This window comes from Ralstonia sp. TCR112 (assembly GCF_007997035.1).
Lineage (GTDB): Bacteria > Pseudomonadota > Gammaproteobacteria > Burkholderiales > Burkholderiaceae > Ralstonia > Ralstonia edaphi.
Genome location: NZ_VOSS01000018.1, coordinates 22415 through 48703 on the forward strand (window position 1 = coordinate 22415; position 26289 = coordinate 48703).

Below are 26289 nucleotides of genomic sequence, written 5' to 3' on the forward strand. Positions count from 1 at the left end.
GCTGCTCAGGCCGGCATGTCGGCCATCTGCCGCACGCGCGCGATCATCTCGGCGCCGAAATCCAGATAGGCCTTTGCCCCCTTCGACGCCACGTCAAACGCCACGCCCGGCATGCCGTACGACGGCGCCTCGGCCAGACGCACGTTGCGCGGGATGACTGTCTTGAACACCTTGTCGCCGAAGTGCGATTCGAGCTGCGCCGACACCTGCTGCTGCAGCGTCACGCGCGGGTCGAACATCACACGTAACAAACCGATCACCTTGAGATCGCGGTTCAGGTTGGCGTGCACCTGCTTGATGGTGTTGACGAGATCCGACAGGCCTTCGAGCGCGAAGTACTCACACTGCATCGGCACGACCACGCCATGTGCGGCGCACAGGCCGTTGAGCGTCAGCAGCGACAGCGACGGCGGGCAGTCGATGAGGACAAAGTCGTAGTCGGCTTCCACCTCGGCGAGCGCAAGCTTGAGGCGGTTTTCGCGATGCTCCAGATCGACCAGTTCGACTTCGGCGCCAGCCAAGTCGCGGTTGGCGGGCAGCACGTCATAGCGCCCCGCCTCCGAGCGCTGGCGTGCCTGCGGAACCGTCGCGAGCCCAACAAGGACTTGGTAGACGCTGAATTGCAGCGCGTGCTTGTCGATGCCCGAGCCCATCGAGGCATTGCCCTGCGGGTCGAGGTCGACCAGGAGCACGCGCTGCCCTTGCGCGGCCAGCCCGGCCGCGAGATTCACCGTGGTGGTGGTCTTGCCGACCCCACCCTTCTGGTTGGCGATCACGAAAATATTCGACATGACTCCTCTGCGGTGAATGGCTCGCTACAACGTTCGCTCACGCCGACGGCGCGAGGATGACCAGGTGACGCTCGGCCGGCAACCCCGGCACGGTCAGGCGCTCGATGGCTTCGACGGTCCAGCCCGCGGGCAGACGCTCGATTTCCGCATCCGGGCGCACGCCCTTCATGGCGACCATGCGACCGCCTGGGACCAGCAGATGCCCGGCCAGATTTACGAAATCGACCAGTTCGGCAAAGGCGCGCGAGGTGATGACGCCATAGCCTGTGGCATCGGTCAGCTTTTCCACGTGGCCCCAATGCGACTGAGCGTTGGTCAGGCCAAGCTCGGCGCGGCACTGCGTCAGGAAGGCCGTCTTCTTCTGCACGATGTCGACCATCGTGACGCTGACATCCGGAAAGGCGATCGCGAGCGGAATGCCCGGCAGGCCGCCGCCCGAACCGACGTCCAGAACGCGCGGTGCGTCGCGTTGTGCACAGCGGGCCAGCTCGGCGATGCGCGATACGGCCGACAGCGAATCCAGCAGGTGATGCGTCAGCATGTCGCCGGCATCACGAATGGCGGTCAGGTTATAGACGCGGTTCCATTTGGCCAGCAGCCCTTGGTACGCCAGCAGACGATCGATTTGCGCTTCGTCCAGCGACAAGCCGAGCGCGCGGGCGCCCGCTTCCAGCTCTGCCCGGGCGTCTGTCAGTGCATTCGCCATCAAGCGGCCTCGCCTTCTGCACTGGCGCGCGGGCCGACTTGGCCTCGCAGCACGCCCTTCTTCAGGTGCACGAGCAGCAGTGACACAGCGGCAGGCGTGATGCCGGAGATACGCGAAGCCTGGCCGATGGTTTCCGGCTTGTGCTTGGCGAGCTTCTGCTGGACTTCGATCGACAGGCCGCGCACCTGCGAATAATCGAAATCGGCCGGCAGACGCGTGTTTTCGTTGGCGCCGAGGCGCTCGACTTCATCGGCTTGCCGGGCGATGTATCCGTGGTACTTGATGCCGATCTCAACCTGCTCGCGGATCTGCTCGGCCAGCAACGGGTCTTCAGCCAACGGCGCTTCGAGCGCGTACTTGCCGCCCTGCATGCCCATGAGCGTTTCGTACGTCACGTTCGGGCGGCGCAGCAAGTCGGCCAGGGCGTACTCGCGCTCAATGCCCTTGCCCAGCACCGGCTCGGCGTCTTCCAGCGGAAGCGAGGCCGGATTCACCCAGGTCGACTTGAGCCGTTCTGTTTCACGTGAAACAGCGTCGCGCTTCCGGTTGAATGCATCCCAGCGCGCATCGTCGACGACGCCCAGTGCGCGGCCCACTTCGGTCAGGCGCATGTCGGCATTGTCTTCACGCAGGCTGAGGCGGAATTCAGCGCGGCTGGTGAACATGCGATACGGCTCGGTCACGCCTCGGGTGATGAGATCGTCGACGAGCACGCCCAGATAGGCTTGGTCGCGGCGCGGCGTCCAGGCGTCCTTGCCCTGCACTTGCAGGCCGGCGTTGATGCCCGCCAGCAGGCCTTGCGCGGCGGCCTCTTCGTAACCGGTCGTCCCGTTGATTTGGCCAGCGAAAAACAAGCCGGAAATCGCCTTGGATTCCAGCGAACCCTTGAGCCCACGCGGATCGAAATAGTCGTATTCGATGGCGTAACCGGGGCGCAGGATATGGGCGTTTTCCAGCCCGCGCATCGAGTGGATCAGGTCCAGCTGCACATCAAACGGCAGGCTCGTCGATACGCCGTTCGGGTAAAACTCGTTCGTCGTCAGGCCTTCCGGCTCCAGGAAGATCTGGTGGCTGTCCTTGCTGGCAAAGCGGTGGATCTTGTCTTCGATGCTGGGGCAGTAGCGCGGCCCCACCCCTTCGATCACGCCCGTGTACATCGGGGAGCGGTCCAGCCCGGCGCGAATAATGTCGTGCGTGCGCTCGTTAGTGTGGGTCACCCAGCATGGCACTTGGCGCGGATGCATGTCCGCGCGGCCCATGAACGAGAACACCGGCACCGGATCAAGATCGCCCGGTTGCTCTTCGAGCACCGAAAAATCGATGGAACGACCGTCGATGCGCGGCGGCGTACCGGTCTTGAGGCGTCCTTGCGGCAGCTTCAATTCCTTCAAACGCGCCGACAGCGATACCGCTGCGGGGTCGCCCGCCCGCCCGCCCGTGTAGTTATTCAGCCCAACGTGGATCTTGCCATCCAGGAACGTCCCGGCCGTCAGCACGACAGCGCGTGCGCGGAACCGCACGCCGACCTGCGTCACCGCCCCGACAACGCGGTCGCCCTCAACAAGCAGGTCTTCCACGGCCTGCTGGAACAACATCAGGTTCGGCTGGTTTTCGAGGCGATGACGGATCGCCGCCTTGTACAGCACCCGATCTGCCTGGGCGCGCGTCGCCCGCACCGCCGGGCCCTTGCTGGAATTGAGGATACGGAACTGGATGCCGCCCTCGTCCGTCGCGATGGCCATGGCCCCGCCCAAGGCGTCCACTTCCTTGACCAGATGGCCTTTGCCGATGCCCCCGATGGACGGATTGCAGCTCATCTGCCCCAGCGTCTCGATGTTGTGCGTCACCAGCAGGGTCTGACACCCCATGCGCGCTGCCGCCAGCGCGGCCTCGGTGCCGGCGTGTCCGCCGCCCACCACGATCACATCGAATTCAATTGGATACAGCATGGCTTCCTCCTCGCATGGAGGCATCAAAAATTTGGAGAAGCGGAATTATAAGTCGCGCGGCTACACCGCAGTTCGGCCATGCGGCAATCGAGGCGAAATTCGCTTGGTTTTCGTGTTTCACGTGAAACATGCACCGCTTGGTCGCGATGTTTTTGTTTCACGTGAAACACATTCCGCCAACGGTCACTCACCTTTGGCTGAGCGTGCCTGCACAAAATCGATGAACACGCGCAGCTTGCCCGGCATTTGCGGCATGCGCGGGAAATAGAGATGGAAGCGATACATCGGCGGGCACCAATCTTCGAGTACCCGAACCAAGCGGCCAGCCGCCACATCGTCGGCGACGAGGTCTTCCAGCACGTGCGCCAAGCCCACGCCCTGCTTCGCCGCCTCGACCATCGCCAGCACGTCATTGGCAATGAAGCCGCCGGCCACCTCCGCTGACTGGTTGGCGCCACCGCCTGGCGCGGCAAACTCCCAGTCGTACAAGGCGCCGCTGCTGGGAAAGCGGTATCGGATGCAGCGATGGCCGCGCAGTGCGTCCGGCGATTCGGGCGTGCCATGCGCTTGCAGATACGCCGCACTGCCCACCACGGCGATGCGGCGCGGTGGCCCAATCGGCACGCCGACCATGTCGCGCTCGACACGCTCGCCGAAGCGGATGCCGACATCAAAGCGGTCGGCGACGATGGCGGACAGGCCGTCGTCCACCGAGACCTCCAGTTCGATGCGCGGATAGCGCGCGAGGAAATCGCCCAGCACCGGCCGCAGCACCGCCTGATACGCGACGCGGGAGGCCGTCACGCGCAAGGCGCCGCGCGGCTCTGTGGCGCGCTCCCCCACTTCGGCCATCGCGCCGTACAGCGCATCGAGGCTCGGCCGCACGACCGCGAGCAAGGCTTCGCCCGCTTCCGTGGCACTGACCTGCCGCGTGGTCCGCGCCAACAATTGCGCGCCGAGCGCGGACTCCAACCGCCGGATGGTCTGCGACAGCGCAGACGTAGAAACATCCAGCGCTGCGGCCGCCTGCGTGAAGCTCCCCGCCTCAGCCACGCGGCGCAGCGCATCCAGCGCGGGCAGCAGGTCCGGATCGATTGTGAATTCTGTCTTCATAGTGCATCCGATTCTATCCACTTAATCGGCGCGACCGCGCTGCCTAGACTGGCGACTCCTCTCCCTGACCTGACAAGGACATCGCCATGCAGACACGACAACTCGGTCAATCCGACCTGCACATCTCTCCACTCGGCTTCGGCACGTGGGCCACGGGCGGCGGCAACTGGGAATATGGCTGGGGCGCGCAGGACGATCGCGATTCCATTGCCGCCATCGCCGCCGCTGCGGACGCCGGCATCAACTGGATCGACACGGCTGCCGCCTATGGGCTGGGCCACGCGGAAACGGTGGTCGGCCGCGCGCTGCGCACGTTGCCCGCAGAACGGCGCCCTTATGTGTTCACCAAAGGCTCGCTGGTGTGGGATGCGCAGGGGCGGATTTCGCATTCGCTCGACCCGGCATCGCTTTCACGTGAAATCGACGAGAGCCTGCGCCGCCTGAACGTCGAGGCGATCGACCTGTACCAGATTCACTGGCCGGCCTTCCCGCCCGGGGCGCCGGAGCAATCGGTCGAAGCCGCCATTGGTGCGCTGGCGGAGGCACGCCGCGCCGGCAAGATCCGCCATATCGGCGTGTCAAATTTCGATGCGGCGCAAATGGAACGCGCCCGCTCGGTCGCGCCGATCGCCTCGCTGCAACCGCCCTACTCGCTGCTGATGCGCGGCATCGAGGAATCCATCCTGCCGTACACGGCGGCACATGGCATTGGCAACATCGTCTATTCGCCGCTGCAATCGGGACTGCTGTCGGGGCGCATGACGCGCGAGCGCATCGCCGCGCTGCCGGCCAATGACTGGCGCGCGCAGCGCAGCCCCGAATTTCAGGAGCCGAATCTGACGCGCAACCTGGCGCTGGTGGAGGTGCTGCGTGGCGTCGGCGCCCGGCATGGGCGCACGGCCGCCGAAGTCGCCATCGCGTGGACGCTGCGCAACCCGGTGGTGACGGGCGCCATCGTCGGCGTGCGACGGCCGGATCAGCTCGACGGCCTGCTCGGCGCGGCCAGCCTGAAACTGACGGATGCGGATCTCGCGGAAATCGACGCCGCGCTGCCGGAAACCACGGCGTCGCCGGTGCCGCAAAGCCTCGTCAACGCTTGAAACTTGCTCCGCTAAACAAAGCAAAACGCACGGCGCGAACCGTGCGTTTTGCGTGGGCCGATGACGTTGGCTACATCGTCAGTTCTGCAACTTCCACTTGCCGTCCTTGATCTCGACCATGACGCGCGAGCGCTGGTCGAGACCAAGGTGGTCCTTCGCGTTCATATTCATCACGCCGTGCGAGATCGCCAGATTGGTCGTCGTCTCCATCGCGTCGCGCAATCCCTTGCGGAACGCCGGCGTGCCGGGTTGGCCCTTTTTCAGCGCTTCCGGCATCGCATTGGTGAGCAACAAACCGGCATCCCACATGTGGCCGCCGAAGGTGGAGACTTGTCCGCCGTACGTCTTCTCATATGCCGTCTTGTACGCCAGCGCCGGCTTCTTCACCGGGTTGCTGTCCGGCAGCTGCTCGGCCACGAGGATGGGGCCCGCCGGCAGGTAGGTGCCTTCGCAGTCCTTGCCGCACACACGCAGGAAGTCGGCGTTCGCCACCCCGTGCGTCTGATACAGCTTGCCCTTGTAGCCCCGCTCTTTGAGCGCGCGTTCGGGCAGCGCGGCCGGCGTACCTGAGCCTGCGATCAACACTGCATCCGGATTGGCCGCCATGATCTTCAGCACCTGGCCCGTCACCGACGTATCGGTGCGCGCAAACCGCTCGCTGGCGACAACCTTCAGCTTGCGCAGCCCCGCCACCTTGTCGAACTCCTGCGCCCACGAATCGCCATAGGCATCGGCAAAGCCGATCAGCGCGACGGTCTTCACGCCATGGTTTGCCATGTGCTCGGCAATGGCCGTCGCCATGTGCGAATCGTTCTGCGGCGTCTTGAAGACCCACGTGCGCTTGGCGTCCATCGGCTCGACGATCCGCGCGGAGGCGGCCAGCGTGATCATCGGCGTTTCGTTCTCGGCCACCACGTCGACCATCGCGAGGGAGTTGGGCGTGACGGTCGAACCGATCACCAGGTCGACCTTGTCTTCGGTGATGAGCTTGCGCGTGTTCTTGACGGCGGTGGTCGTGTCAGACGCATCGTCGAGCACGATGTACTCGACCTTCTTGCCGGCGATTTCCTTGGGCAGCAGCGCCACGGTGTTCTTCTCGGGAATCCCCAGCGACGCCGCCGGCCCGGTGGCCGACACCGTGATGCCGACCTTCACCTGGGCGAATGCCGTACCGGCCAACAGCGCCGTCGCGGCGAGTGCAATGCGGGATGCGCGCGATACCTTCATGCCGTCTCCTGAGATAGGTCGAGCGGGTCTGCGCCCGCCCTGAATCTGCGATTGACCGACCGATGGGTCGGGGATGAACGAGTCTAGAAGGAGTCACGCCACGCGGGCAAGGGGGAGATACCCCGAACCTTAACGTGTTCACGACCTGGGCGGATTCAGCCCACGCGATACACCCGGCCGCTCTGCACGCCTTCCACGCTGCGCCGATACGCCAACGCCGCGCGCGCTGCCGAGACCGGCTCGAAACCCGGGAAGAACGGGCCATATGCTTCCATCGATTCGGTCAGCACCGTCGGGCTCACCGCGTTGATGCGGATGCCGCGCGGCAACTCGCACGCAGCGGCGCGCACAAAACCTTCCACACCAGCGTTCACGGCGGTTGCGTTGGCGCCCTGCGCGATCGGCTCCTGGCCGACGATGCCGGTCGTGAGCGTGATGGAGCCGCCGTCGTTCAGATAATGCTGACCGACCAGCGCCAGGCGCACCTGGCCGAGCAGCTTGTCCTGCAGGCCAACGTTGAAATCCGCGGCCGTCATCTTGGTCAGCGGCCCGAAGAACAGATTGCCCGCGGTGGAGACGATGGCGTCGACGCGGCCAAGCTTGTCGAACAGCGCCGCCACGCTGTCTGCGTTGGTGATGTCGACTTGATGCTCGCCCTGCGTGCGGCCGACGCGGATGATTTCGTGCGTACCGCCCTGCTCCAGTTCTGCCACCACGGCGCGGCCCAGTGTGCCGCTGGCGCCAATCACGACGATTTTCATGCTCTGCTCCTTCGCAAATCCGGTTGGAATGGCGCCTATTCTTGGCCGAACCCCTCATGCGATAAAGCCGTGATACCTTCGGGCATTCCAAATCAATGGTTCGGAATATGGACAAGCTGCGCAGCATGGAGACCTTCGTTGCCGTGGTCGAAGGCGGCAACTTCACCGAGGCGGCGGCGCGGCTCGAGATGTCCGCGGTGATGGTCGGCAAATATGTCAGCGCGCTGGAGACGCAACTGGGCGCACGCCTGCTCCAGCGCAGCACGCGCCGCCAAAGCCTGACCGACGCCGGCCGCGTGTTCTACGAAGATGCCAAGCGTGTGCTGGAACACGTGCGCTGGGCGGAAACCTCCGTCGAACGGTTGCGCGCGTCGCCTTCGGGCACGCTGCGCGTGAGCGCGCCGACCACGTTCGGCGCGTGCGTGATTGCGCCACTGGCCGCGACGTTCCAGCAGGCACATCCGCAGGTGCGCGTGGAGTTGAACCTCAGCAACAGCATGGTCGATCTCGTCGACGAAGGGTTCGATCTCGCCATCCGCATCGGCCCGCTGGGCGATGCCGATCTGGTGGCCAAGCCGCTGTGCGTGTATCGCATGGTCATTTGTGCGTCGCCGGAGTACCTGGCGCGGTACGGCCGACCGGAAACGCCGGCCGACCTGCCGCAGCATCGCTGCCTGTCGCACATGGTGTGGAACAACCGCAATGCGTGGCAGCTTGCCGGCTGGAGCGGTGCGACGCCCTGGCGCGACGACCCGGCCTTCACATGCAACGACGGCCATGGCTTGCGCGCGGCAGCGGTTGCCGGTGCCGGCCTGCTGCTGCAGCCCGAAGTGCTCGTCGCCGAAGACCTCGCCAGCGGCCGACTCGTGCGCGTACTGCAAGCGTATGCGCCCGAGCCGCGACCGATTCATGTCGTGTATCGGCAGGATCGGCGGCCGCTGCCGAAGCTTTCCGGTTTTGTGGAGCATTTGCTGGAGCAGGTGCCCACGTTCGCCCCCGCATCGGCGGCACAATAGCGCCCATGAACCCCGAAGACCTCCAACGCCTCGTCACCACGCAAATGCCCTTCGGCAAGTACAAGGGCCGCCTGATTGCCGACCTGCCGGGCCATTACCTCAATTGGTTTGCGCGCGAGGGCTTTCCGCCGGGGCAGATCGGCCGCTTGCTGGCGCTGATGCAGGAGCTGGATCACAACGGCCTGAAGGGTCTGCTCGACCCATTGCGCCGGGGCCGCTGACAACGCGATCGATCAGTCGCCGTTGATGTACCGCAGCAGCCCCGTCGCCAACGCATCAAACACGACGCGGCAGCGCGGGCTGTCACGCAGGTCTTCGTGCATGGCGAGCCAGGTGTCGAGCGAGAGGGAAATCTGATCGCCAAAGAGTCGAACCAGATCTGCGTTGCGCCGCACCAGGCCAATCTGGCAAAAGCCGATGCCGAAGCCCGCCCGCAGTGCGGCAATCGCCGCCAGATCACTGTCGGTGCGCAGTGCGAAGCGGTTGCGTTGAATCCACGGGAACTGCGCCCGCACGCTACGCAGGAACGCGTTCTCTTTGTCGTAGCCGATCAACGTGTGGCCAGCGAGTTCTTCCACCGTGGTTGGCGTGCCCCGCTGTGCCAGATAGCGCCGGTGCGCAAACAGCCCCAGTTCAATGCTGCCGATGTGCCGCGCGACGAGCACGCCCTGGCTCGGTGGCTGCATGCGCACGGCGATGTCCGCCTCGCGGCGCAGCAGGTCTTCCATCCGATTTGATGGCACCAGTTCGAGCGTCAGCTCCGGATAGGCCGCATGCAGATCTGCGAGGATGGGCGGCAGCACCTCCACCGCCACCACCTCGCTGGCGGTGATGCGCACGGTGCCGCGCACGCCCTCGCCCTGGCTGGACGCGGCGCGCAGCAAGGCGGCGCTCGTGGCTTCGAGCGATTCCGCAAATGGCCGCAGCGATAGCGCAGCTTCTGTGGGGCTCAGTCCCTGCTGCGTTCGGATGAAGAGCGACATGCCCAGCGCCCGTTCGAGCGCATCGACATGCCGTCCCGCCGTGGGCTGCGTCAGCCCCAGTGCGCGGGCGGCGCCCGACAGCGACCCTTCTCGCACAACAGCAAGAAACGTCCGATACAGCTCCCAGCCGGGCTCAGTTCCGCTCATACAAATTCGTATAGCCGCACGCTCATCATCAACAATTCCATTGAAGCACAGTCGCGCCCAGAATGCGTCCATCGCAACGCTCTCACACACCTCAGGAGCACGGTCATGGAACAGGCAAACCAACAGGCAAAACGCATCGCATTGGTACTGGGCGCCACCGGCGGCATCGGCGGTGAAGTGGCACGTCGGCTGGTGGCACGCGGCTGGCATGTGCGGGCGCTGCACCGCAATCCGGATGCGCTGACGAACCGCAACGCCGCGTTCGAATGGATTCGCGGCGACGCGATGGTGCGCGAAGACGTGGTCGGCGCGGCGCAAGGCGCGGAACTGATCGTCCACGCCGTCAACCCGCCGGGCTACCAGAACTGGGCCGGGCTGGTGCTGCCGATGATCGACAACACCATCGCCGCCGCCCGTGCTTCAGGCGCGCGCATCGTGCTGCCGGGCACGGTGTACAACTTCGCGCCGGACACGTTTCCCGTGCTGCGCGAAACGAGTGCGCAGGCACCGCTCACGCGCAAGGGCAAAATCCGCGCAGAGCTGGAGCGCCGCATGCAGGCCGCCAGCGCCGACGGCGTGCGCAGCCTGATCGTGCGTGCCGGCGATTTCTTCGGGCCGCAAACCGGCAACACGTGGTTTGCCGGCGCGCTGGTCAAGCCGGGCAAGCCCGTCCGCACCGTCACGCAGCCCGGCGCCGCGGGCATCGGCCATCAATGGGCGTACCTGCCGGACGTGGCCGAAACGATGCTGCGTCTTGTCGAGCAAGGCGACCGCCTGCCGGACTTTGCCGTCTATCACATGCGCGGTCACTGGGATGCCGACGGCACGCAGATGCCCGCTGCGATTGGCCGCGCGGTGGGCCGCCCCGTCAAAACGCGCGCATTCCCGTGGTGGCTGATGCCGGCGCTGGCGCCGTTCTCGGAGATGCTGCGCGAGATGCGCGAGATGCGATACCTGTGGCAGCACCCGGTGCGCATGGACAACGCCAAGCTCGTGCAGGCACTCGGCGCCGAACCGCACACGCCGTGGGACGAAGCCGTGGGCGCGACGCTGCGCAGTCTAGGCTGCCGCTGAAACCCGGGCCGCCGTCGCCAGGAAGTGCGCAAGATCAGGCGTGCGCTGCCCGGCCACCTTGGCGAGGTCGTCCCACCGGCGCAACTGCAGCGCATCGGCAGCGTACGGACGCTGCATGAAGGCCTCGGCTTCCTGCGCCGAAAACACACCACCCTGCAATGCCAGGCTCCGTACGGAATCGGCTGACAGGCGCGCGTAGTAATGCGCATCCATCGCGCACAGGCAGCGCTTGGCATCCACATGCAGGCGGATCGGCTCGAGCACGGCATCGGGAAACGTCGCACGCAGAAACGGCAGCGCAAAGTACTGGTGCTGATCGTCAATGCCGTGGGCGGTCGGCGTCTCGCCCTGCAGGTTCAGCAAATGACCGAGGTCGTGCAGCAGCGCCGCCGTGATCAGCGCATCCGACGCGCCGGCCGCCTCCGCCAACGCCGCCGTCTGCAGGGCATGTTCGAGTTGCGTGACGGGCTCGCCGCTGTAGGCAATGTTGCCGTGGCGGTCGAACAGTGTGCGGATGTCGTCGAGACTCAGGGCCATGATGCTGCGCGGGCAAATGCAGAACCCTGCAGCGTAGCGCGCCCGCGAGGCAACACGGTGACAACGCACCGCGCATTAGCCCGCGTGATCGGCGCGATTAGAAAGTTTGGTTGGGAATGCACGGCGCGCGGCCTTATCTTCAGTGCCTTCCCACACATCGGAGCGCATCATGCTCGCAGGACACGCCGTACAGGTCACGCAGGCGCTGGAACAGGTCGCGGACTATTGGTCGCCGCGCGTCGTCGGCCAGGTCAACGACCAATACATCAAGGTCGCCAAGCTCAAAGGCGAGTTCGTCTGGCACGACCACCCGAATGAAGACGAGCTGTTCTTCGTGGTCTACGGCCGGCTGAAAATCGCCTTCGAAGATCGCGCCGATGTGCATCTCGGCCCTGGCGAATTCTGCGTCGTGCCGCGCGGCGTGCGTCACTTTCCGGTGGCCGACGAAGAATGCGGAATCATGCTGATCGAAACCGTGACCACGCAGCACACGGGCGATGTCGTTACCGAGCGCAGCGTGGCGCTCGAGAAGCAACTCAACGGATGAAGGCGTCGTAAGTCGTCTTCAAAATCAACGCCAGCACCACCACGATGAACACCTTGCGCACGAAGCGGCTGCCGTGCCGCAGCGCGAGGTGGCTGCCGACCTGATTGCCGGCGACGTTGGCGACTGCCATCACACTGGATTCGCCCCCGTATCTCCGGACACCGCCTCATACTTGAGTTGATGATTCCGTCCTGCGCCTGAACTTGCGTGGCGAGGGATATTTCAGCGCGCTATGGGGATGCTGCTCGTTATAGTGCTGTCCCCCGGCAATGATGGCGAGCGCGCGGAATCAAATAAGAAAATGCCTACGAGGGTAAATTATCGTCAACCGATTTGACATTAATTCTTCAACCCCATTATTGTTCCAATTTCAAGAAACCCTGCCAAAGCAAAAGCGGGAGATAAGTCCCGTTATTCTCTATATACGTGGCATAGCCATCTGTTTCGCCGCAACAGAGATAAAGGGACCATGAAGCAAGTTCGCGATAGGCACTAGGACGCGATGATTCTCGGCGAGTCAATTCACCTTTAGGAACAACGAATGGAGCAGATGCAGCGAATACTTAAGAGCAAGTCTTGACCCTGTCCCGCTATGTAAGGGTGGTAGTGGCGATCTCTTTGGAAGTCTGGCCGCCAGCTTATATATTCTGGACGAGATTTTTGAAAGAAGCGACGTTGCTTCGAAAGATTTCAAGCTTTCTTGCGACGGCATCCGGTCCAAGCATGAGTACGTCGAAAGCTATTCGGATGTTGGAACCCTACGGCAACCGCCATGACTATCCACTTCTTCTTTGTGCTCAAATGGCTCATTCCCGAGCTGAAAGGTCTTTCGCGAAGCAACATCGAGTCCATGGTGGAAATTGCAAGACAATCTTCCATCCCTCGCATCAGAAAATATGGCGGATATAGCTTTGCCGCATCCTTTTTCACTCCTCCAATCTTCTTTATCGCCATATTCACCAAATTGAATCTAACTTTTGGGAAAATGCATTTCATTTTCTATGGATTGGCCATTCTTTTCTCGACCCTCTCCGTCTTTCTTCTGACGTCAATTTTCTATTCCCTCATTCTCAAGCCAGCTATCCATGCCCAGTCGAATAAAAAATCACGCTGCCCACAGCCATCAGACTAGCCAATCCGGCAATGGCTTGGTACCACCTCTTACCATCTTTTGCCTAGCACTCGCGAGCACAGCGCAAGCAACGAGTCTTCTCGATGCAGTCAACGCAGCCCGGGATTTTGACGTTGGCATTGCAGCGGCCCGGAACGCAGTTAGCTGGCCGCGAGAAGCGGTGTCAGGGCGTTGCCGGCCTTCTCCCGCGCGGCAAATCGACGGCAACTACGCGAAGCAAGACCGGCCAGATGCCACCTACGCTAGCACTGTGCGGCGGCATGGCTACTCCGCGAGCATCACACAACCCTTTTTTGATCTTTCGAGAATCGCGGATTTCAAACGCGGCAACGCACTCGCGGCCCAAGCAGAAGCCGAGTTTTCCAAAGCACAACAAGAATTGATCACCCAAGTTTCCAATGCATATTTCGACGCGCACCGCCTGGAGACAATCCGTCGAGCCGACAGGGTGATCATGCTAGATCGCCGCAAGACAATTGAAGTGTCCCCAGATCAGGTCTGGACTGCGACTTAACGCAAAAATGCGTCGTAAGCGGTCTTCAAAATCAACGCCAGCACCACCACGATGAACACCTTGCGCACGAAGCGGCTGCCGTGCCGCAGCGCGAGGTGGCTGCCGACCTGATTGCCGGCGACGTTGGCAACCGCCATCACCAGGCCGAGCTGCCACCAGACGTGCCCCTTGGCGGCCAGCAGCAACAGCGCAGCCACGTTGGTCGCCAGGTTGACGATCTTGGTCGACGCCGACGCGTGCAGGAAGTCGTACCCGAACACGCGCACGAACACAATCATCAGGAAGCTGCCGGTGCCCGGGCCAAACACGCCGTCGTAGAAACCGATGGCCGCGCCCGCCAGCAATGCCGCCGCGCGCTCGCGCCAGCCCTTGAGGCTGGGGGCGTGATCGGCGCCCAGGTTTTTCTTGGCCACCGTGTAGACGAGCAGCACCGCCAGCACGAACGGCAGCGCACGGCGCAGCGGCTCGGCCGGAATATGCGTCAGCGCCCACGCGCCGAGCAGCGAAAACACAAACGCCGTGACCACCGCCGGCGCCGTCGCGCCCCAGTAAATGCGCACCGTGCGGCCGTAGCGCACCGCCGCCGTCGCCGTGCCCGACATCGACGCGACTTTGTTGGTGCCGATGAGCGTGGCGGGCGCGATGTTCGGATACGCCGAGAACAGTGCGGGGATCTGCACCAAGCCGCCGCCACCGGCCACGGCATCGATCAGGCCAGCCAGAAAGCCGGCCACGGCGAGCAAAGCGAATTCCATCAGGAGAAATGAAACAGGAAGGATTAGCCCAGCGACTTGGGCGAGGGGCGTGCGCTGCGCCGCCAGCAACCCGATGCGTCGGGCGCAAAGCCGAGCGCTGCGGCGTCTTCCGCCGAAAGCGCCGCGGGCGGCAGCAGGACGTGGAGTATGCCATGTGCCCTGGCGTACTCATTGACGGCCGCCAGGGCCGCATCGCGCGTGGCCGTGTCACCGGAAAGCACCATCACGCCGACGGGCAACCACGCCACCAAACCGCCCAGCGCCAGATGCGGCACGAGCGTGATGGGCGCCGCCCCGGCCAGCTCTTCACCCATTTCAACGAGGAAGCACGGATGCACGCTCGGATGGGCGAGCAGCGTATCGACGGCATGCGCCACGTGCAGCGGCGAGGCGGTCGACGCGACGGCGGCCAGCAGGCGCGGCCGGTCTTCGGGTGTGGCAAGGCGAGTGGAGAACGTCATGGGGGCTCAGGCGAAGGCGCCATTGTCATGCAGCGCGCGCATAGGCGTCGACACCGAATGCATTTCTCTTGTGAATAAGCGCGAACCAGAATGGATGCGTCACCCCACGGAGCCCGCCATGGCCGATCCGACACACGCCCTCACCCTGCAATTGCTGCAGTCGCTGGCCGAGCGCCCGCGGCCCTACGCTGAAGTGCTGGAAACGTGGCGGACGTCGTGCCCGCGTTTGTCGATCTGGGAGGATGCCTGCATCGACGGGCTGGTGGACTGCGTGCCCGATTCCGCGCCGGGGCTGCAGTTGGTGACGGTCAGCGCACGGGGCCGTGCGCTGCTGGCCGGCGCCCTCGCAAAAGGCGAGCGCACAAACTAAAAGGCCCTGCCGGGGATCGCCTGGCAGGGCCTTCATTTATTTTGCATCTCCACCGTACATGCGGTGTGTGCTGTCGTCTCCTCGCTCCCGCCTCATTTATCTCGTGCGAAAACCGTAACGCGACTGTAAAAGATGCACCGCAATGCAGCAACTAGAGCAAACCCTTACGGTGCATGAGGCACCAAGTTCAGCCGTTCGGGTGAAATTTACCGGTATCTTCGCGCATTGTGGCGTCAACGCCGCAACCAAGGCACGCGCGCCGCAATTTCGCCCATGATGCCGCGGCGGAACGTCAGCACGCAGATCACGAAGATCGCGCCCGTCACCGTGGTGACCGATTCGCCGAGGATATTGAACCCGTCGATGCCGGTAGCGCCGGCCAGGAAGCTGCCGATGTCGCCGAGCTTGTTTTCCAGCGCGATCACCAGCGCGGCGCCCAGCAGCGGGCCGGACAGGATACCGAGGCCGCCCACCAGCGTCATCAGGATGACCGAGCCGGACATCGACCAGTGCACATCGGTGAGCGTCTCGAAGCCGAGCACCAGCGTCTTGAGCGAGCCGGCCAGGCCCGTGAGCGCCGCCGACAGCACGAAGGCCAGCAGCTTGAAGCGATCGGTGTCGTAGCCGAGGGACGTGGCGCGCGGCTCGTTCTCCTTGATCGCCTTGAGGATCTGCCCGAACGGCGAGTGGATCGTGCGCACGATCAGCAGGAACGCCGCGACCACGATCACGAGCACCACGTAATACAGCGTCAGGTCCGACGACAGGTCGAGCACGCCGAACAGCTTGCCGCGCGGCACGCCCTGCAGGCCGTCTTCGCCGCCGGTGAACGGCACCTGCAGGCAGAAGAAGTACAGCATCTGCGCCAGCGCCAGCGTAATCATCGCGAAGTAGATGCCCTGACGGCGGATGGCGAGCAGGCCCACGATCAGGCCGATGAACGCGCCGGCCGCGGTGCCGGCCAGCAAGCCGAGCTCGGGCGTGACGTGCAAGTCGCGCATCATGTAGCCGGCCACGTAGCCCGCGCCGCCAAAGAACGCCGCGTGCCCGAACGACAGCAGCCCCGTGTAGCCCAGCAGCAGATTGAACGCGGACGCAAACAGGACGAAGCACAGCAGCTTGGCGACGAACACCGGATAGGCGCCCACCAGCGGCGCGGCAATCAGTGCCACCAGCAGCAAGCCGTACAGGACGTATTTGAGGGAAGAAGAGTTGGTCATGTTGGCCGCGCCGCTCATTTCTCTTTACCGAACAGGCCCGCCGGACGCACCAGCAGCACCAGCACCATGATCACGAACACCACGGTGGACGACGCCTGTGGATAAAACACCTTGGTCAGCCCCTCGATCACGCCCAGGCCCAGCCCGGTGACGATCGAACCGAGAATCGACCCCATGCCGCCGATCACCACCACCGCAAACACGGTGATGATCATGCTCTGCCCCATCAGCGGCGAGATCTGGATGACTGGTGCCGCCAGCACGCCCGCAAACGCCGCCAGCGCCACGCCAAAACCGTAGGTGAGCGTGACCATCAGCGGCACGTTCACGCCAAAGGCTTCGACCAGCTTCGGGTTCTCGGTGCCGGCGCGCAGGTACGCGCCCAGCTTTGTCTTCTCGATCATGAACCACGTGGCGAAGCACACCGCCAGCGACGCCACCACCACCCACGCGCGATAGTTGGGCAGCATCATGAAGCCGAGGTCGGTGGCGCCCTGCAGCAGCTGGGGCGTGTCATAGGGCAAGCCCGAGACGCCGTAAATGGCGCGGAACACGCCCTCGATGACGAGCGTCACGCCCAGCGTGAGCAGCAAGCCATAGAGGTGATCGAGCTTGTAGATGAACCGCAGCAGCGTGCGTTCTATCACCACGCCCAGCAGGCCGATCACCAGGGGCGAGAGCACCAGCATCGCCCAGTACGGCACGCCCAGGTACGAGAAGCCCATCCACGTGAGCACCGCGCCCAGCATGAACAGCGCCCCGTGCGCAAAATTGATGACGTTGAGCAGCCCGAAGATGACCGCAAGGCCCAGGCTCAACATCGCATAGAAGGAACCGTTGACCAGACCCAGCAACAGCTGGCTGAGCATGGCTGGTAGCGGAACGCCGAAAATTTCCATCGCGGTCAGGAGAAGAACGCCAACACAACGTTGATGGCGCCGCCCTCCACACGGACGGCGGCGCCGGATTGCCTACGCTTTTACTTCTTCATCAGCGAGCACTTCGACTCGGCCGGCGTGGTGAAAGCCTGCTCGCCCGGGATCGTCGCCACGACCTTCAGGTAGTCCCACGGCTTCTTCGATTCGGCCGGCGACTTCACCTGCAGCAGGTACATGTCGTGGATGGCACGGCCGTCCTGGCGGATGGTGCCCTTCGTGTAGAAGTCGTCGATCTTGGTCTTCTTGAGCTGCGCGATGACCTTGTCCGGATCGTCCGTGCCGGCAGCGGCCACGGCCTTGATGTAGTTCGACACCGCCGAGTAATCCGCCGCCTGCAGGCTGCTCGGCATCTTCTTCATCTTCATGAAGTAGCGGTTGGCGAACTTGCGCGTGGCGTCGTTCATGTCCCAGTACCAGCTGTCGGTCATCAACAGGCCTTCGGCCGTCTGCAGACCCAGGCTGTGCACGTCGTTGATGAACATCAGCAGGCCGGCGATCTTCATCGACTTGGTGATGCCGAATTCCTTGGCGGCCTTGATCGAGTTGATCGTGTCGCCGCCGGCGTTGGCCAGGCCCAGGATCTGCGCCTTAGACGACTGCGCCTGCAGCAGGTACGACGAGAAATCCGACGCCGACAGCGGGTGCTTGACCGAACCCACCACCGTGCCGCCGTTGGCCTTCACCACGGCCGTGGTGTCGTTCTCCAGCGAATGGCCGAAGGCGTAATCAGCGGTCAGGAAGAACCACGACTTGCCGCCCTGCTTGACCACCGCGCTGCCTGTGCCCTTGGCCAGCGCCACCGTGTCGTATGCATAGTGGATCGTGTACGGCGTGCACTCTTCGTTGGTCAGGCGCGCCGTGCCCGCACCGATGTCGATGAACACGCGCTTCTTCTCAGAGGCCACCTTGTTCATCGCCAGGCCCGTGGCGGAGTTCGTGCCGCCCAGCAGCATGTCCAGGCCTTGCTGATCCATCCATTCACGCGCCTTCGATGCGGCAATGTCGGCCTTGTTCTGGTGATCGGCCGTCACGAGTTCGATCGGCTTGCCCAGCACCTTGCCGCCCGCATCCTCGATCGCCATCTTGACCGCCTCGACACCGCCCTGCCCGTCGATGTCGGCATACAGACCCGAGAGATCCGTGATGTAGCCGATCTTCACCTTGTCGCCGCTCACCTGCGCATGCGCGCCGAATGCCGCCGCGCCCAGCCCTACCGCCATCAATGCACCAGCCAGCTTCTTGAGTGTCATGGTCTTGTCTCCTGTGTCGTGCGCGCCGCGGATCACGCTGGCGCATGGGTCTTGCAAGTCGATCGGGAAAACGTCTTACACGCCGAGCAGTTCGTGCAGCACCGGCATCTTGTCCTGCAGTTGCGCCGCCTCGAAACGCTCGACGATGCGGCCGTGTTCCATCACATAAAAGCGATCTGCCAGCGGCGCGGCGAAGCGGAAGTTCTGCTCCACCATCACCACCGTGTAGCCGCGCTTCTTGAGCATCAGGATCATGCGGGCCAGCGCCTGCACGATCACCGGCGCAAGGCCTTCTGAAATCTCGTCGAGCAGCAGCAGGTTCGCGCCCGTGCGCAGGATGCGCCCGACCGCCAGCATCTGCTGCTCACCGCCCGACAGGCGCGTGCCCTGGCTCTGCCGGCGCTCGGCCAGGTTCGGGAACATCTCGTAGATCTCGTCGATGCTCATGCCGGCATTGCCGGTCTTGGCCACCTGCCCTTTCAGCACCGGCGGCAGCATCAGGTTCTCTTCGCACGAGAGGCTCGAGAAGATGCCGCGCTCTTCGGGGCAATAACCGATGCCGCAGTGGGCGATCTTGTGCGTCGGCAGGTCGATCGTTTCCACGCCTTGGCCGCTTGCGTCGTGCACGACGATGGAGCCCTTGCGCGTGCCCACCAGGCCCATGATGGCGCGCAGCGTGGTGGTGCGGCCCGCGCCGTTGCGGCCGAGCAGCGTGACCACCTCGCCGCGGTTCACGGTCAGGTCGACACCATGCAGGATGTGCGATTCGCCGTACCAGGCGTGCAGGTCCTTGATCTGGAGCGCGGGCGTGCTCATGCAGTGTTCTCGTGTGTTCGGGTCTAGCGTTCGCTTACGTTTGATACGCGGCATGCAGCCGCGTCGCGTGATCGATCAGCGTCGATCAGTGGCCTCAACAGCGTCAACAGCTTCAATGGCCTTCCAGCGCCGCATCGGCGGTGCCCATATAGGCTTCCATCACCTGCGGGTTCTTCGAGACCTCTTCGTACGGGCCTTCGGCCAGGATCTGGCCGCGCTGCAGCACCGTGATCTTGTCGGCGATGGACGACACCACGTTCATGTTGTGTTCGACCATCAGGATCGTGCGGCCCTGTGCGACGCGCTTGATCAGCTCCGTCACGCGGTCCACGTCTTCGTGGCCCATGCCCTGCGTGGGCTCGTCGAGCAGCATCAGCTCGGGCTCCATCGCGAGCGTGGTCGCAATCTCCAGCGCGCGCTTGCGGCCGTAGGGCAGCTCCACCGTCACGGTATGCGCGAACTGCGTCAGGCCCACCTGTTCGAGCAGCTCCATCGCGCGCGCATTCAACTTGTTGAGCGACTGCTCGCTGCGCCAGAACGCGTACGCCGTACCGAGCTGCCGCTGCAGCCCGACGCGAACGTTTTCCATCACCGTCAGATGCGGAAACACGGCGGAGATCTGAAACGAGCGGATGACGCCGCGGCGTGCGATCTGTGCCGGCTTTTCCGATGTGATATCGACACCGTTGAACAGAATCGTGCCGCGCGTGGGCACCAGGAATTTGGTCAGCAGGTTGAAACAGGTCGTCTTGCCGGCACCGTTCGGGCCGATGAGCGCATGGATGGACCCACGCTGCACGCGCAGGTTGACGTCGGACACGGCGGTAAAGCCCTTGAAGCCCTTGGTCAGTCCGCGCGTTTCGAGAATGATGTCCTGCGCCATGATTCCCTCTTGTCTCCCGCCCTTTTTATGGTGCGGATGATTGTCAACGGCTGTTGCGTTGCAAAACATCGGGGTTTTTACCGAGACGATTACACCCCGCTTACGCCCCGGAAACCCGCACCGGTATTGGCTTTCCGGCTCACGCGGGAGGGTTACGTAGAGTTACGTATCGGGGCAATGCGGATTGCGCATCCAGTGGACACGGGCGGTGTGTCATGCCCGTGTCAACGGCTTCGCCAGCGGGACCGGCGTCAGGCTGCCACGGCCTCGCCGCGGGCACGGGCCTTGCGCGCCGCACGGATCATCTCGCTGGCCTTCTCCGCAATCATGATCGTCGGCGAGTTGGTATTGCCCGAGGTAATCGTCGGCATGACGGAGGCGTCCACCACCCGCAGGCCGTCGATGCCGCGCACGCGCAGCTGCGCATCGACCACCGCGTTTGCATCGTCGGCGCGGCCCATGCGGCACGTGCCGACCGGGTGGAAGATGGTCGTGCCGATTTCTCCGGCCGCGCGCGCGAGTTCTTCGTCGGTCTGGAACGCCGAGCCGGGCAGATACTCCTCGGGCTTGTATTGCGCCAAGGCCGGCTGCGCGACGATGCGGCGCGTGAGCCGCAGCGAATCGGCCGCGACCTTGCGGTCTTCCTCTGTGGACAAGTAGTTCGGCGCGATGGCCGGCGCCGCAAACGGATCGGCGGACGTGACATGCACCGTGCCGCGCGACGTAGGCCGCAGGTTGCACACGCTCGCGGTAAACGCATTGAACGCGTGCAGCGGATCGCCGAACTTATCGAGCGACAGCGGCTGCACGTGGTATTCCACATCGGGCCGCGACACATGCGGATTCGAGCGCGCAAACACGCCGAGCTGCGAGGGCGCCATGCTCATCGGCCCGCTCTGATTGAACGCGTACTGCATGCCGATGAGGGCCTTGCCCCACCAGTTGGAGGCGCGCGTGTTGAGCGTGGGCACACCGTTCACCTTCACCACGCTGCGCAGCTGCAGGTGGTCCTGCAGGTTTTCTCCGACGCCCGGCAACGCCTGGCGCACCGGAATGCCGAGCGCCTGCAGACGCTCCGGCTGCCCAATGCCGGCCAGCTCCAGCAATTGCGGCGAGTTGACCGCGCCCGCTGACAGGATCACCTCTTCGCGCGCGGCCACGGTGTAGTCCTGTCCTGCCCCGCGATACGTCACGCCCGTGCAGCGCTTGCCGTCAAACGTCAGCGCCCGCGCCTGCGCGCCCGTCACGATGGTCAGGTTGGGCCGCTGCGACGCCGGGCGCAGAAAACCCTTGGCCGTGTTCCAGCGGATACCGCGCTTCTGGTTGACCTCGAAGTAACCGACGCCGAAGTTGTCGCCGCGGTTGAAGTCGCTCGTGCGCGGGATGCCCGCTTGCACAGCCGCTTCGATGAAGGTCTCCAGCACCTGCCAGTGCAGGCGTTGCGGCTCGACGCGCCATTCGCCGCTCGCGCCGTGCCATTCGTTCGCGCCGCCGTGATGGTTTTCACTGGCCTTGAACAGCGGCAGCACCGCATCCCACTTCCAGGAATCATCACCGGTGATGGCCGCCCAGCCGTCGTAATCCTCGCGCTGGCCGCGCATGTAGATCATGCCGTTGATCGACGAGCAGCCTCCCAGCACCCGGCCGCGCGGATACCCCAGCGAGCGGCCGTTCAGCCCGGGCTCTTCGCGCGTGCGATACAGCCAATCGGTGCGCGGATTGCCGATGCAATAAAGATAGCCGACGGGGATGTGGATCCAGTGGTAATCGTCCTTGCCGCCCGCTTCGAGCAGCAGGACCGAAACGTCGGGGTCGCGGGTCAGCCGGTTGGCGAGGACGCAGCCTGCGGAGCCTGCGCCGATGATGATGTAGTCGTAGGTGTCCATGTCTCCGTGCTTCTTTCCTTGGTGTTATTGGTTTTTGTTTTTATGGTGCAACCAATTCACTTCAAATCAAATCCGCGAAGCCAGCCACTCCGTCATCTTTCCAAATACCTCGCTACGCAGCGGTTCGGCTTCGTTGAAGATCTCGTGATACCCGTTGTCGAACCATGCCAACGTCCGCAAATCTTCCGGCGCATTCGCATAGAAATCGCGGCTGCCGGAGGGATCGACAATCGCATCCGCGCCTCCAGCCATCAGCAGCATCGGCGCTTCCAGGCGCGGCGCATCCTGCTGCGCCTGCGTGATCGCATTGAGCATGAACTCCAGCAATGATGCGCTGATCGTGCTTTGCACCAGCGGGTCTGCACGATAGGCGGCAGCGACGCTGGGATCGTGCGAAAGCTTGGCCGGATCAACGGGATTGGGCACCGGCAACCGCGGCGCGATGGCGGAGAGAATCCCCCGCACGATGCCCGTTCCGGGCGGCAATTTCACGCGCAACGCGGGCGATGACAGCAGCACGCCACGCACGGGGCGGATACGCGCGGTGGTGAAGCGCGCGACGATCAACCCGCCCATGCTGTGGCCAAGGACGAACGGCATCTCGTGCCATTCGGCGACGACGGCATCGACGATTTCTGCGAGATCGGTGAGGTAGTTGTCTTGCGCGTCGAGCGCCATGCGCGGGCCGCCGCTCTTGCCGTGGCCGCGCAGGTCGAAGGCCCGTACGCGCAGGCCAAGGTCGGTGAGCACCTTGGCCACATGTGGATAGCGGCCGCTGTGTTCGGCCATGCCGTGAACGAGGATGACGGTACCGCGAGGTTCGCCCATGTCGGGCACGGGCAACCACGTGCGGACCAGCAGTTCAGTGCCGTCCTTCATGCGCTGGCGGCTTTCCAGCGCTGGATGGGCGGTGACCTGAGCGGGGGCTTGCGTCATCGGCGTCTCCTCCTTGGGTTGCCAGATTGTGGCATAGACGCCGCCTGCCGCAATCTGCGTCAATAGAGCGGCCCGTCAGTGGCAGCAGGCGTCGGGGTCGGAGTCGGGGCCGCCTTCCCCGTCCTCGCCGGCCACGCGCTGGAGGATCGGGCAATCAGGCAGGTCATCACCGTGGCAGGCGTTGGCAAGCGTCATGAGCGTGTCGCGCATGCTTTGCAGCTCGCTGATGCGCGCATCGAGGTCGGCCACGTGGCGCAGGGTCACGGCTTTCACGTCGGCGCTGGCGCGTTCGCGGTCGTTCCATAACGACAGCAGCGTGCGAATCTCTTCCAGCGAGAAACCCAGCGAGCGCGACCTGTGGATAAACCGCAGCACATGCAACGCCCGCGCGTCGTACATGCGGTAGTTGCCTTCGGTGCGCGGGCTCGGCGGCAGCAGGCCGATGCTTTCGTAGTAACGGATCATCTTGGCCGACACGCCGCTGGCCTTCGCGGCCTCGCCAATGTTGACCGGTCCTTTGTCGACGAGATGAGTGCGCGTCATGCGTTGTCTCCGGTGGCGCGCCAGCGGCGCAGCATCAGCGCATTGGTGACCACGCTCACGCTGGAGAACGCCATGGCCGCGCCGGCAAATGTCGGGTTCAGCAAGCCGAATGCCGCCAGCGGAATGCCCACCACGTTATAGATGAACGCCCAGAACAGGTTCTGGCGGATCTTGGCGACGGTGCGGCGCGAGAGGTCCAGCGCGTCGCTCACCAGACGCGGCTCGCCGCGCATGAGCGTGATGCCGGCGGCCTGCATCGCCACATCGGTGCCTGTGGCCATGGCGATGCCGACATCGGCCGCAGCCAGCGCCGGCGCGTCGTTGATGCCATCGCCGACCATCGCCACCACATGGCCGCCCTTCTGCCATGCCGTCACGCGCGCGGCCTTGTCTTGCGGCAGCACTTGCGCGGCCACTTCATCGATGCCAAGTGCCTGCGCCACGCTGCGCGCCGCACCAGCGTTGTCGCCAGTCACAAGCGCGGTGCGCACGCCGCGCGCCTGCAGCGCGGACACGGCTTCCTTCGCGCCGGGCTTCAGCGCATCGCCAAAGGCAATCAGCCCGCGCAGCTGCACGCCGCTTTCGTCACGCTGCGCAAGCCACGAGACGGTGTTGCCTTGCGCCTCCAGCGCATCGGCGCGCGCTTGCAATGCGCTGCGATCGAGTCCCAGTTCATCCATCCACCGCGCGTTGCCGAGTTGCAGCGACGCGCCATTCACGATGCCGCGCGTGCCGCGTCCGGCCAGCACTTCGGGCGATTGCGCGGGCGTGACAGCGCGACCGCGCTCCTTGGCATAGTCGCGCGTGGCTTGTGCCAGCGGGTGCGTGTTCTCGGCCTGCAGCGCGGCAAGCTGGTCGAGCAGCGTGTCGGCGTCAATGCCGGGTGCCGCCTCCACCGCCGTGACGCGCGGCTGGCCGACGGTAAGCGTGCCCGTCTTGTCGAAGACGACGAAATCGACTTGTTGGGCGCGCTCCAGCGCCTGCGCATCGGCAATGAGAATGCCCCGCCGCGCGCCCGCACCCGTGCCGGCCATGATGGCGGACGGCGTGGCAAGGCCGAGCGCGCACGGGCAAGCGATCACCAGCACCGCGACGGCGTTCACGATGGCCGTCTCCCAACCCGCGCCAGCGATGAACCAACCCGCCAGCGTCAGCAACGCCGCCACCAGGACCGCCGGCACGAAGATGGCGCTCACGCGGTCGACCAGTTGCTGGATCGGCGGCTTGGCGGCCTGCGCGTCTTCTACGAGGCGGATGATGCGCGAGAGCATCGTGTCTGCGCCGATGGCCGTGGTGCGCACGAGCAGCACGCCGTCGGTGGCGATGGCACCGGCGGTCACGCGGTCGCCTTCGCGCTTGGGCACGGGCAGGCTTTCGCCGGTCAGCATGGATTCATCGACGTGGCTCGCGCCTTCCAGCACCACCGCATCCACGGGGATGCGTTCACCGGCGCGCACGGACACCACATCGCCGACGCGCACGTGGGCGACGGGGGTATCGCGCAGCGTGCCGTCGGCACCGCGCACGCGAGCGGTGTCGGGGCGCAGCGCCTGCAGAGCGCGGATGGCCTGGGCAGTCTGGCGCTTGGCACGCACTTCCAGCCACTTGCCGAGCCGCACCAGCGTGATGACCACGGCGGCGCTTTCGAAGTACAGGTGCGGCGCGTGGTGCATCCCCTCCGCCCCGGCGCGCCACCACAGCCACAGCGACAGCCCATACGCCGCCGACGTGCCAAGCGCCACCAGCAGATCCATATTGCCGGCGCCCGCACGGAGCGCCTTCCAGCCCGCTTTGTAGAAGCGCGCACCAATGACGAACTGCACCGGCGTCGCCAGCAGCCATTGCACCCAGGCCGGCAGCATCCAGTCGCCGCCGAACCAGCCGGCGATCATCGGCAACACCAGCGGCACAGACAGCGCGGCGGCAATCCACACGGGGCCGGCACCGTCCCAGAAGTCGGGTTCGGCAGCAGCGGGCGCGGCAGTTTCGTCGGAAGCGACGCGCGCCTCATAGCCGGCAGCGGTGACGGCGGCGACCAGCGCATCGCGGGCCGCACCGCCCTGTACGCGGGCACGCTCGGTCGCGAGATTCACGCTCGCTTCGGTCACGCCCGGCACGGCGCGGAGGGCACGCTCGACGCGGCCCGCACAGGCGGCGCAGGTCATCCCGCTGATCTCCAGATCGGTAGAGGCCACGTCGGCAAGGCTGGCGGCAGTCATGGAAGCGTCCGTTTTGAAGGAGATGGCAGTCAGCCTAGACCTTCCCATCTTGGTAAGGTCAAGCGCCATTTTACGCTTGCGCTTCCCACGATGGGAAGGTTCATACTGCTGCCGTGATTCACCCTTCCCTCTTTCAGGAGCCAACCATGACGACGTCTTCCACGACCTTTTCCGTGACGGGCATGAGCTGCGGCCACTGCGTATCGGCCGTCACGCGGGCGGTGCAGCAGGTCGATGCCGGCGCCAATGTGCAGGTCGACCTCGACAAGCAGACCGTGGCCGTCACCAGCGGCGCCGGCGCCGATGCGGTCAAGGCTGCCATTGAGCAAGCCGGCTACCCGGTCAAAGCTTCCGCCTGAGCCGGGCGGTGGCAACAAAAAAGGCGTGCCGCTGTGGCACGCCTTTTTGTTTGCGC

The 26289-nt window shown here is 64.5% G+C and carries 28 protein-coding genes and 1 pseudogene; 9 read left to right on the forward strand and 20 right to left on the reverse strand.

Annotated features, from left to right (window positions below; all coding sequences use genetic code 11):
• Positions 1 to 5 precede the first annotated feature (5 nt).
• The 4 genes from FUT88_RS06510 to FUT88_RS06525 all read right to left on the reverse strand — a co-directional run bounded on the left by FUT88_RS06510 (position 6) and on the right by FUT88_RS06525 (position 4559).
• The gene (locus FUT88_RS06510) at positions 6 to 791 is read right to left on the reverse strand and encodes a ParA family protein (protein ID WP_147214298.1); all 786 of its coding nucleotides are present in this window, start codon (positions 789 to 791) and stop codon (positions 6 to 8) included.
• 37 nt (positions 792 to 828) lie between these two features.
• The gene (gene rsmG / locus FUT88_RS06515; protein ID WP_147214299.1) at positions 829 to 1497 is read right to left on the reverse strand and encodes a 16S rRNA (guanine(527)-N(7))-methyltransferase RsmG; all 669 of its coding nucleotides are present in this window, start codon (positions 1495 to 1497) and stop codon (positions 829 to 831) included.
• Entirely contained in the window at positions 1497 to 3446 is a 1950-nt protein-coding gene (gene mnmG / locus FUT88_RS06520) for a tRNA uridine-5-carboxymethylaminomethyl(34) synthesis enzyme MnmG (protein ID WP_147214300.1), read from the reverse strand. Before mnmG ends, rsmG begins: the two co-directional genes overlap by 1 nt.
• A gap of 183 nt (positions 3447 to 3629) precedes the next feature.
• Positions 3630 to 4559: a LysR family transcriptional regulator gene (locus FUT88_RS06525; protein ID WP_147214301.1), complete on the reverse strand. Its 930-nt coding sequence runs from the start codon at positions 4557 to 4559 to the stop codon at positions 3630 to 3632.
• A gap of 86 nt (positions 4560 to 4645) precedes the next feature.
• On the opposite strand from FUT88_RS06525, the gene FUT88_RS06530 reads away from it, so the two are divergent.
• Positions 4646 to 5659 (forward strand): aldo/keto reductase, encoded by a 1014-nt coding sequence (locus tag FUT88_RS06530; protein ID WP_147214302.1) that lies wholly within the window; start codon positions 4646 to 4648, stop codon positions 5657 to 5659.
• Between the two features lie 78 nt (positions 5660 to 5737).
• Here the strand turns inward: FUT88_RS06530 and FUT88_RS06535 are convergent, their stop codons facing one another.
• Both FUT88_RS06535 and FUT88_RS06540 read right to left on the reverse strand, forming a co-directional pair.
• Positions 5738 to 6886, reverse strand: coding sequence for an ABC transporter substrate-binding protein (locus FUT88_RS06535; protein WP_147214303.1), 1149 nt, complete (start codon positions 6884 to 6886; stop codon positions 5738 to 5740).
• Positions 6887 to 7041: 155 nt separating this feature from the next.
• On the reverse strand, positions 7042 to 7647 hold the full coding sequence (locus tag FUT88_RS06540) for a short chain dehydrogenase (protein WP_147214304.1): 606 nt from the start codon (positions 7645 to 7647) through the stop codon (positions 7042 to 7044).
• 107 nt (positions 7648 to 7754) lie between these two features.
• On the opposite strand from FUT88_RS06540, the gene crgA reads away from it, so the two are divergent.
• Positions 7755 to 8663: a LysR family transcriptional regulator CrgA gene (gene crgA / locus FUT88_RS06545; protein ID WP_147214305.1), complete on the forward strand. Its 909-nt coding sequence runs from the start codon at positions 7755 to 7757 to the stop codon at positions 8661 to 8663.
• A gap of 5 nt (positions 8664 to 8668) precedes the next feature.
• On the forward strand, positions 8669 to 8884 hold the full coding sequence (locus tag FUT88_RS06550) for a DUF3820 family protein (RefSeq protein WP_063392311.1): 216 nt from the start codon (positions 8669 to 8671) through the stop codon (positions 8882 to 8884).
• A 12-nt stretch (positions 8885 to 8896) separates the two neighbouring features.
• On the opposite strand, the gene FUT88_RS06555 is transcribed toward FUT88_RS06550, so the two are convergent.
• Entirely contained in the window at positions 8897 to 9793 is an 897-nt protein-coding gene (locus FUT88_RS06555) for a LysR family transcriptional regulator (RefSeq protein ID WP_147214306.1), read from the reverse strand.
• A gap of 105 nt (positions 9794 to 9898) precedes the next feature.
• On the opposite strand from FUT88_RS06555, the gene FUT88_RS06560 reads away from it, so the two are divergent.
• Entirely contained in the window at positions 9899 to 10867 is a 969-nt protein-coding gene (locus FUT88_RS06560; RefSeq protein ID WP_147214307.1) for an SDR family oxidoreductase, read from the forward strand.
• Here the strand turns inward: FUT88_RS06560 and FUT88_RS06565 are convergent.
• Entirely contained in the window at positions 10853 to 11404 is a 552-nt protein-coding gene (locus FUT88_RS06565) for a phosphonate degradation HD-domain oxygenase (protein WP_147214308.1), read from the reverse strand. The two genes, FUT88_RS06560 and FUT88_RS06565, sit on opposite strands and share 15 nt — an antisense overlap.
• Positions 11405 to 11573: 169 nt before the next feature.
• On the opposite strand from FUT88_RS06565, the gene FUT88_RS06570 reads away from it, so the two are divergent.
• Positions 11574 to 11951 carry a cupin domain-containing protein gene (locus FUT88_RS06570; RefSeq protein ID WP_147214309.1) on the forward strand — a complete coding sequence of 126 codons (378 nt, stop codon included), beginning with the start codon at positions 11574 to 11576 and terminating at the stop codon, positions 11949 to 11951.
• Here the strand turns inward: FUT88_RS06570 and FUT88_RS06575 are convergent.
• Positions 11941 to 12084: pseudogene (locus FUT88_RS06575) on the reverse strand (sulfite exporter TauE/SafE family protein); the annotation flags it as partial. The gene FUT88_RS06570 and the pseudogene FUT88_RS06575 sit on opposite strands and share 11 nt — an antisense overlap.
• Positions 12085 to 12723: 639 nt before the next feature.
• On the opposite strand from FUT88_RS06575, the gene FUT88_RS06580 reads away from it, so the two are divergent.
• Positions 12724 to 13083, forward strand: coding sequence for a hypothetical protein (locus tag FUT88_RS06580; RefSeq protein ID WP_147214310.1), 360 nt, complete (start codon positions 12724 to 12726; stop codon positions 13081 to 13083).
• A complete protein-coding gene (locus FUT88_RS06585) occupies positions 13037 to 13597 on the forward strand; it encodes a TolC family protein (RefSeq protein WP_261797056.1) in 561 nt (186 codons plus the stop codon). The genes FUT88_RS06580 and FUT88_RS06585 overlap by 47 nt, the downstream gene beginning before the upstream one ends.
• On the opposite strand, the gene FUT88_RS06590 is transcribed toward FUT88_RS06585, so the two are convergent.
• Both FUT88_RS06590 and FUT88_RS06595 read right to left on the reverse strand, forming a co-directional pair.
• Positions 13594 to 14352 carry a sulfite exporter TauE/SafE family protein gene (locus FUT88_RS06590; protein ID WP_147214311.1) on the reverse strand — a complete coding sequence of 253 codons (759 nt, stop codon included), beginning with the start codon at positions 14350 to 14352 and terminating at the stop codon, positions 13594 to 13596. The genes FUT88_RS06585 and FUT88_RS06590 overlap by 4 nt on opposite strands.
• Before the next feature lie 23 nt (positions 14353 to 14375).
• Positions 14376 to 14813, reverse strand: coding sequence for a hypothetical protein (locus FUT88_RS06595; RefSeq protein WP_147214312.1), 438 nt, complete (start codon positions 14811 to 14813; stop codon positions 14376 to 14378).
• A gap of 118 nt (positions 14814 to 14931) precedes the next feature.
• Here FUT88_RS06595 and FUT88_RS06600 point away from each other — a divergent pair, with 118 nt between their 5' ends.
• Positions 14932 to 15183 (forward strand): hypothetical protein, encoded by a 252-nt coding sequence (locus tag FUT88_RS06600; RefSeq protein WP_045785300.1) that lies wholly within the window; start codon positions 14932 to 14934, stop codon positions 15181 to 15183.
• A gap of 233 nt (positions 15184 to 15416) precedes the next feature.
• On the opposite strand, the gene FUT88_RS06605 is transcribed toward FUT88_RS06600, so the two are convergent.
• The 9 genes from FUT88_RS06605 to FUT88_RS06645 all read right to left on the reverse strand — a co-directional run bounded on the left by FUT88_RS06605 (position 15417) and on the right by FUT88_RS06645 (position 25874).
• Entirely contained in the window at positions 15417 to 16403 is a 987-nt protein-coding gene (locus tag FUT88_RS06605) for a branched-chain amino acid ABC transporter permease (protein WP_147214313.1), read from the reverse strand.
• A gap of 14 nt (positions 16404 to 16417) precedes the next feature.
• Positions 16418 to 17302, reverse strand: coding sequence for a branched-chain amino acid ABC transporter permease (locus tag FUT88_RS06610; protein WP_147214314.1), 885 nt, complete (start codon positions 17300 to 17302; stop codon positions 16418 to 16420).
• Between the two features lie 80 nt (positions 17303 to 17382).
• Entirely contained in the window at positions 17383 to 18591 is a 1209-nt protein-coding gene (locus FUT88_RS06615) for an ABC transporter substrate-binding protein (protein ID WP_027678828.1), read from the reverse strand.
• A gap of 75 nt (positions 18592 to 18666) precedes the next feature.
• Positions 18667 to 19407, reverse strand: a complete 741-nt coding sequence (locus FUT88_RS06620; protein ID WP_015855954.1) for an ABC transporter ATP-binding protein — start codon at positions 19405 to 19407, stop codon at positions 18667 to 18669.
• A gap of 112 nt (positions 19408 to 19519) precedes the next feature.
• Positions 19520 to 20290, reverse strand: coding sequence for an ABC transporter ATP-binding protein (locus tag FUT88_RS06625; RefSeq protein WP_147214315.1), 771 nt, complete (start codon positions 20288 to 20290; stop codon positions 19520 to 19522).
• 251 nt (positions 20291 to 20541) lie between these two features.
• Entirely contained in the window at positions 20542 to 22176 is a 1635-nt protein-coding gene (locus tag FUT88_RS06630; protein ID WP_147214316.1) for a GMC family oxidoreductase, read from the reverse strand.
• 66 nt (positions 22177 to 22242) lie between these two features.
• A complete protein-coding gene (locus tag FUT88_RS06635) occupies positions 22243 to 23112 on the reverse strand; it encodes an alpha/beta hydrolase (protein WP_147214317.1) in 870 nt (289 codons plus the stop codon).
• A 75-nt stretch (positions 23113 to 23187) separates the two neighbouring features.
• The gene (cueR, locus tag FUT88_RS06640; RefSeq protein WP_147214318.1) at positions 23188 to 23655 is read right to left on the reverse strand and encodes a Cu(I)-responsive transcriptional regulator; all 468 of its coding nucleotides are present in this window, start codon (positions 23653 to 23655) and stop codon (positions 23188 to 23190) included.
• Positions 23652 to 25874, reverse strand: a complete 2223-nt coding sequence (locus FUT88_RS06645) for a heavy metal translocating P-type ATPase (protein WP_147214319.1) — start codon at positions 25872 to 25874, stop codon at positions 23652 to 23654. Before FUT88_RS06645 ends, cueR begins: the two co-directional genes overlap by 4 nt.
• Positions 25875 to 26020: 146 nt before the next feature.
• Between FUT88_RS06645 and FUT88_RS06650 the strand changes: the two genes are divergently transcribed.
• Entirely contained in the window at positions 26021 to 26233 is a 213-nt protein-coding gene (locus FUT88_RS06650) for a heavy-metal-associated domain-containing protein (protein ID WP_147214320.1), read from the forward strand.
• Positions 26234 to 26289 lie beyond the last annotated feature (56 nt).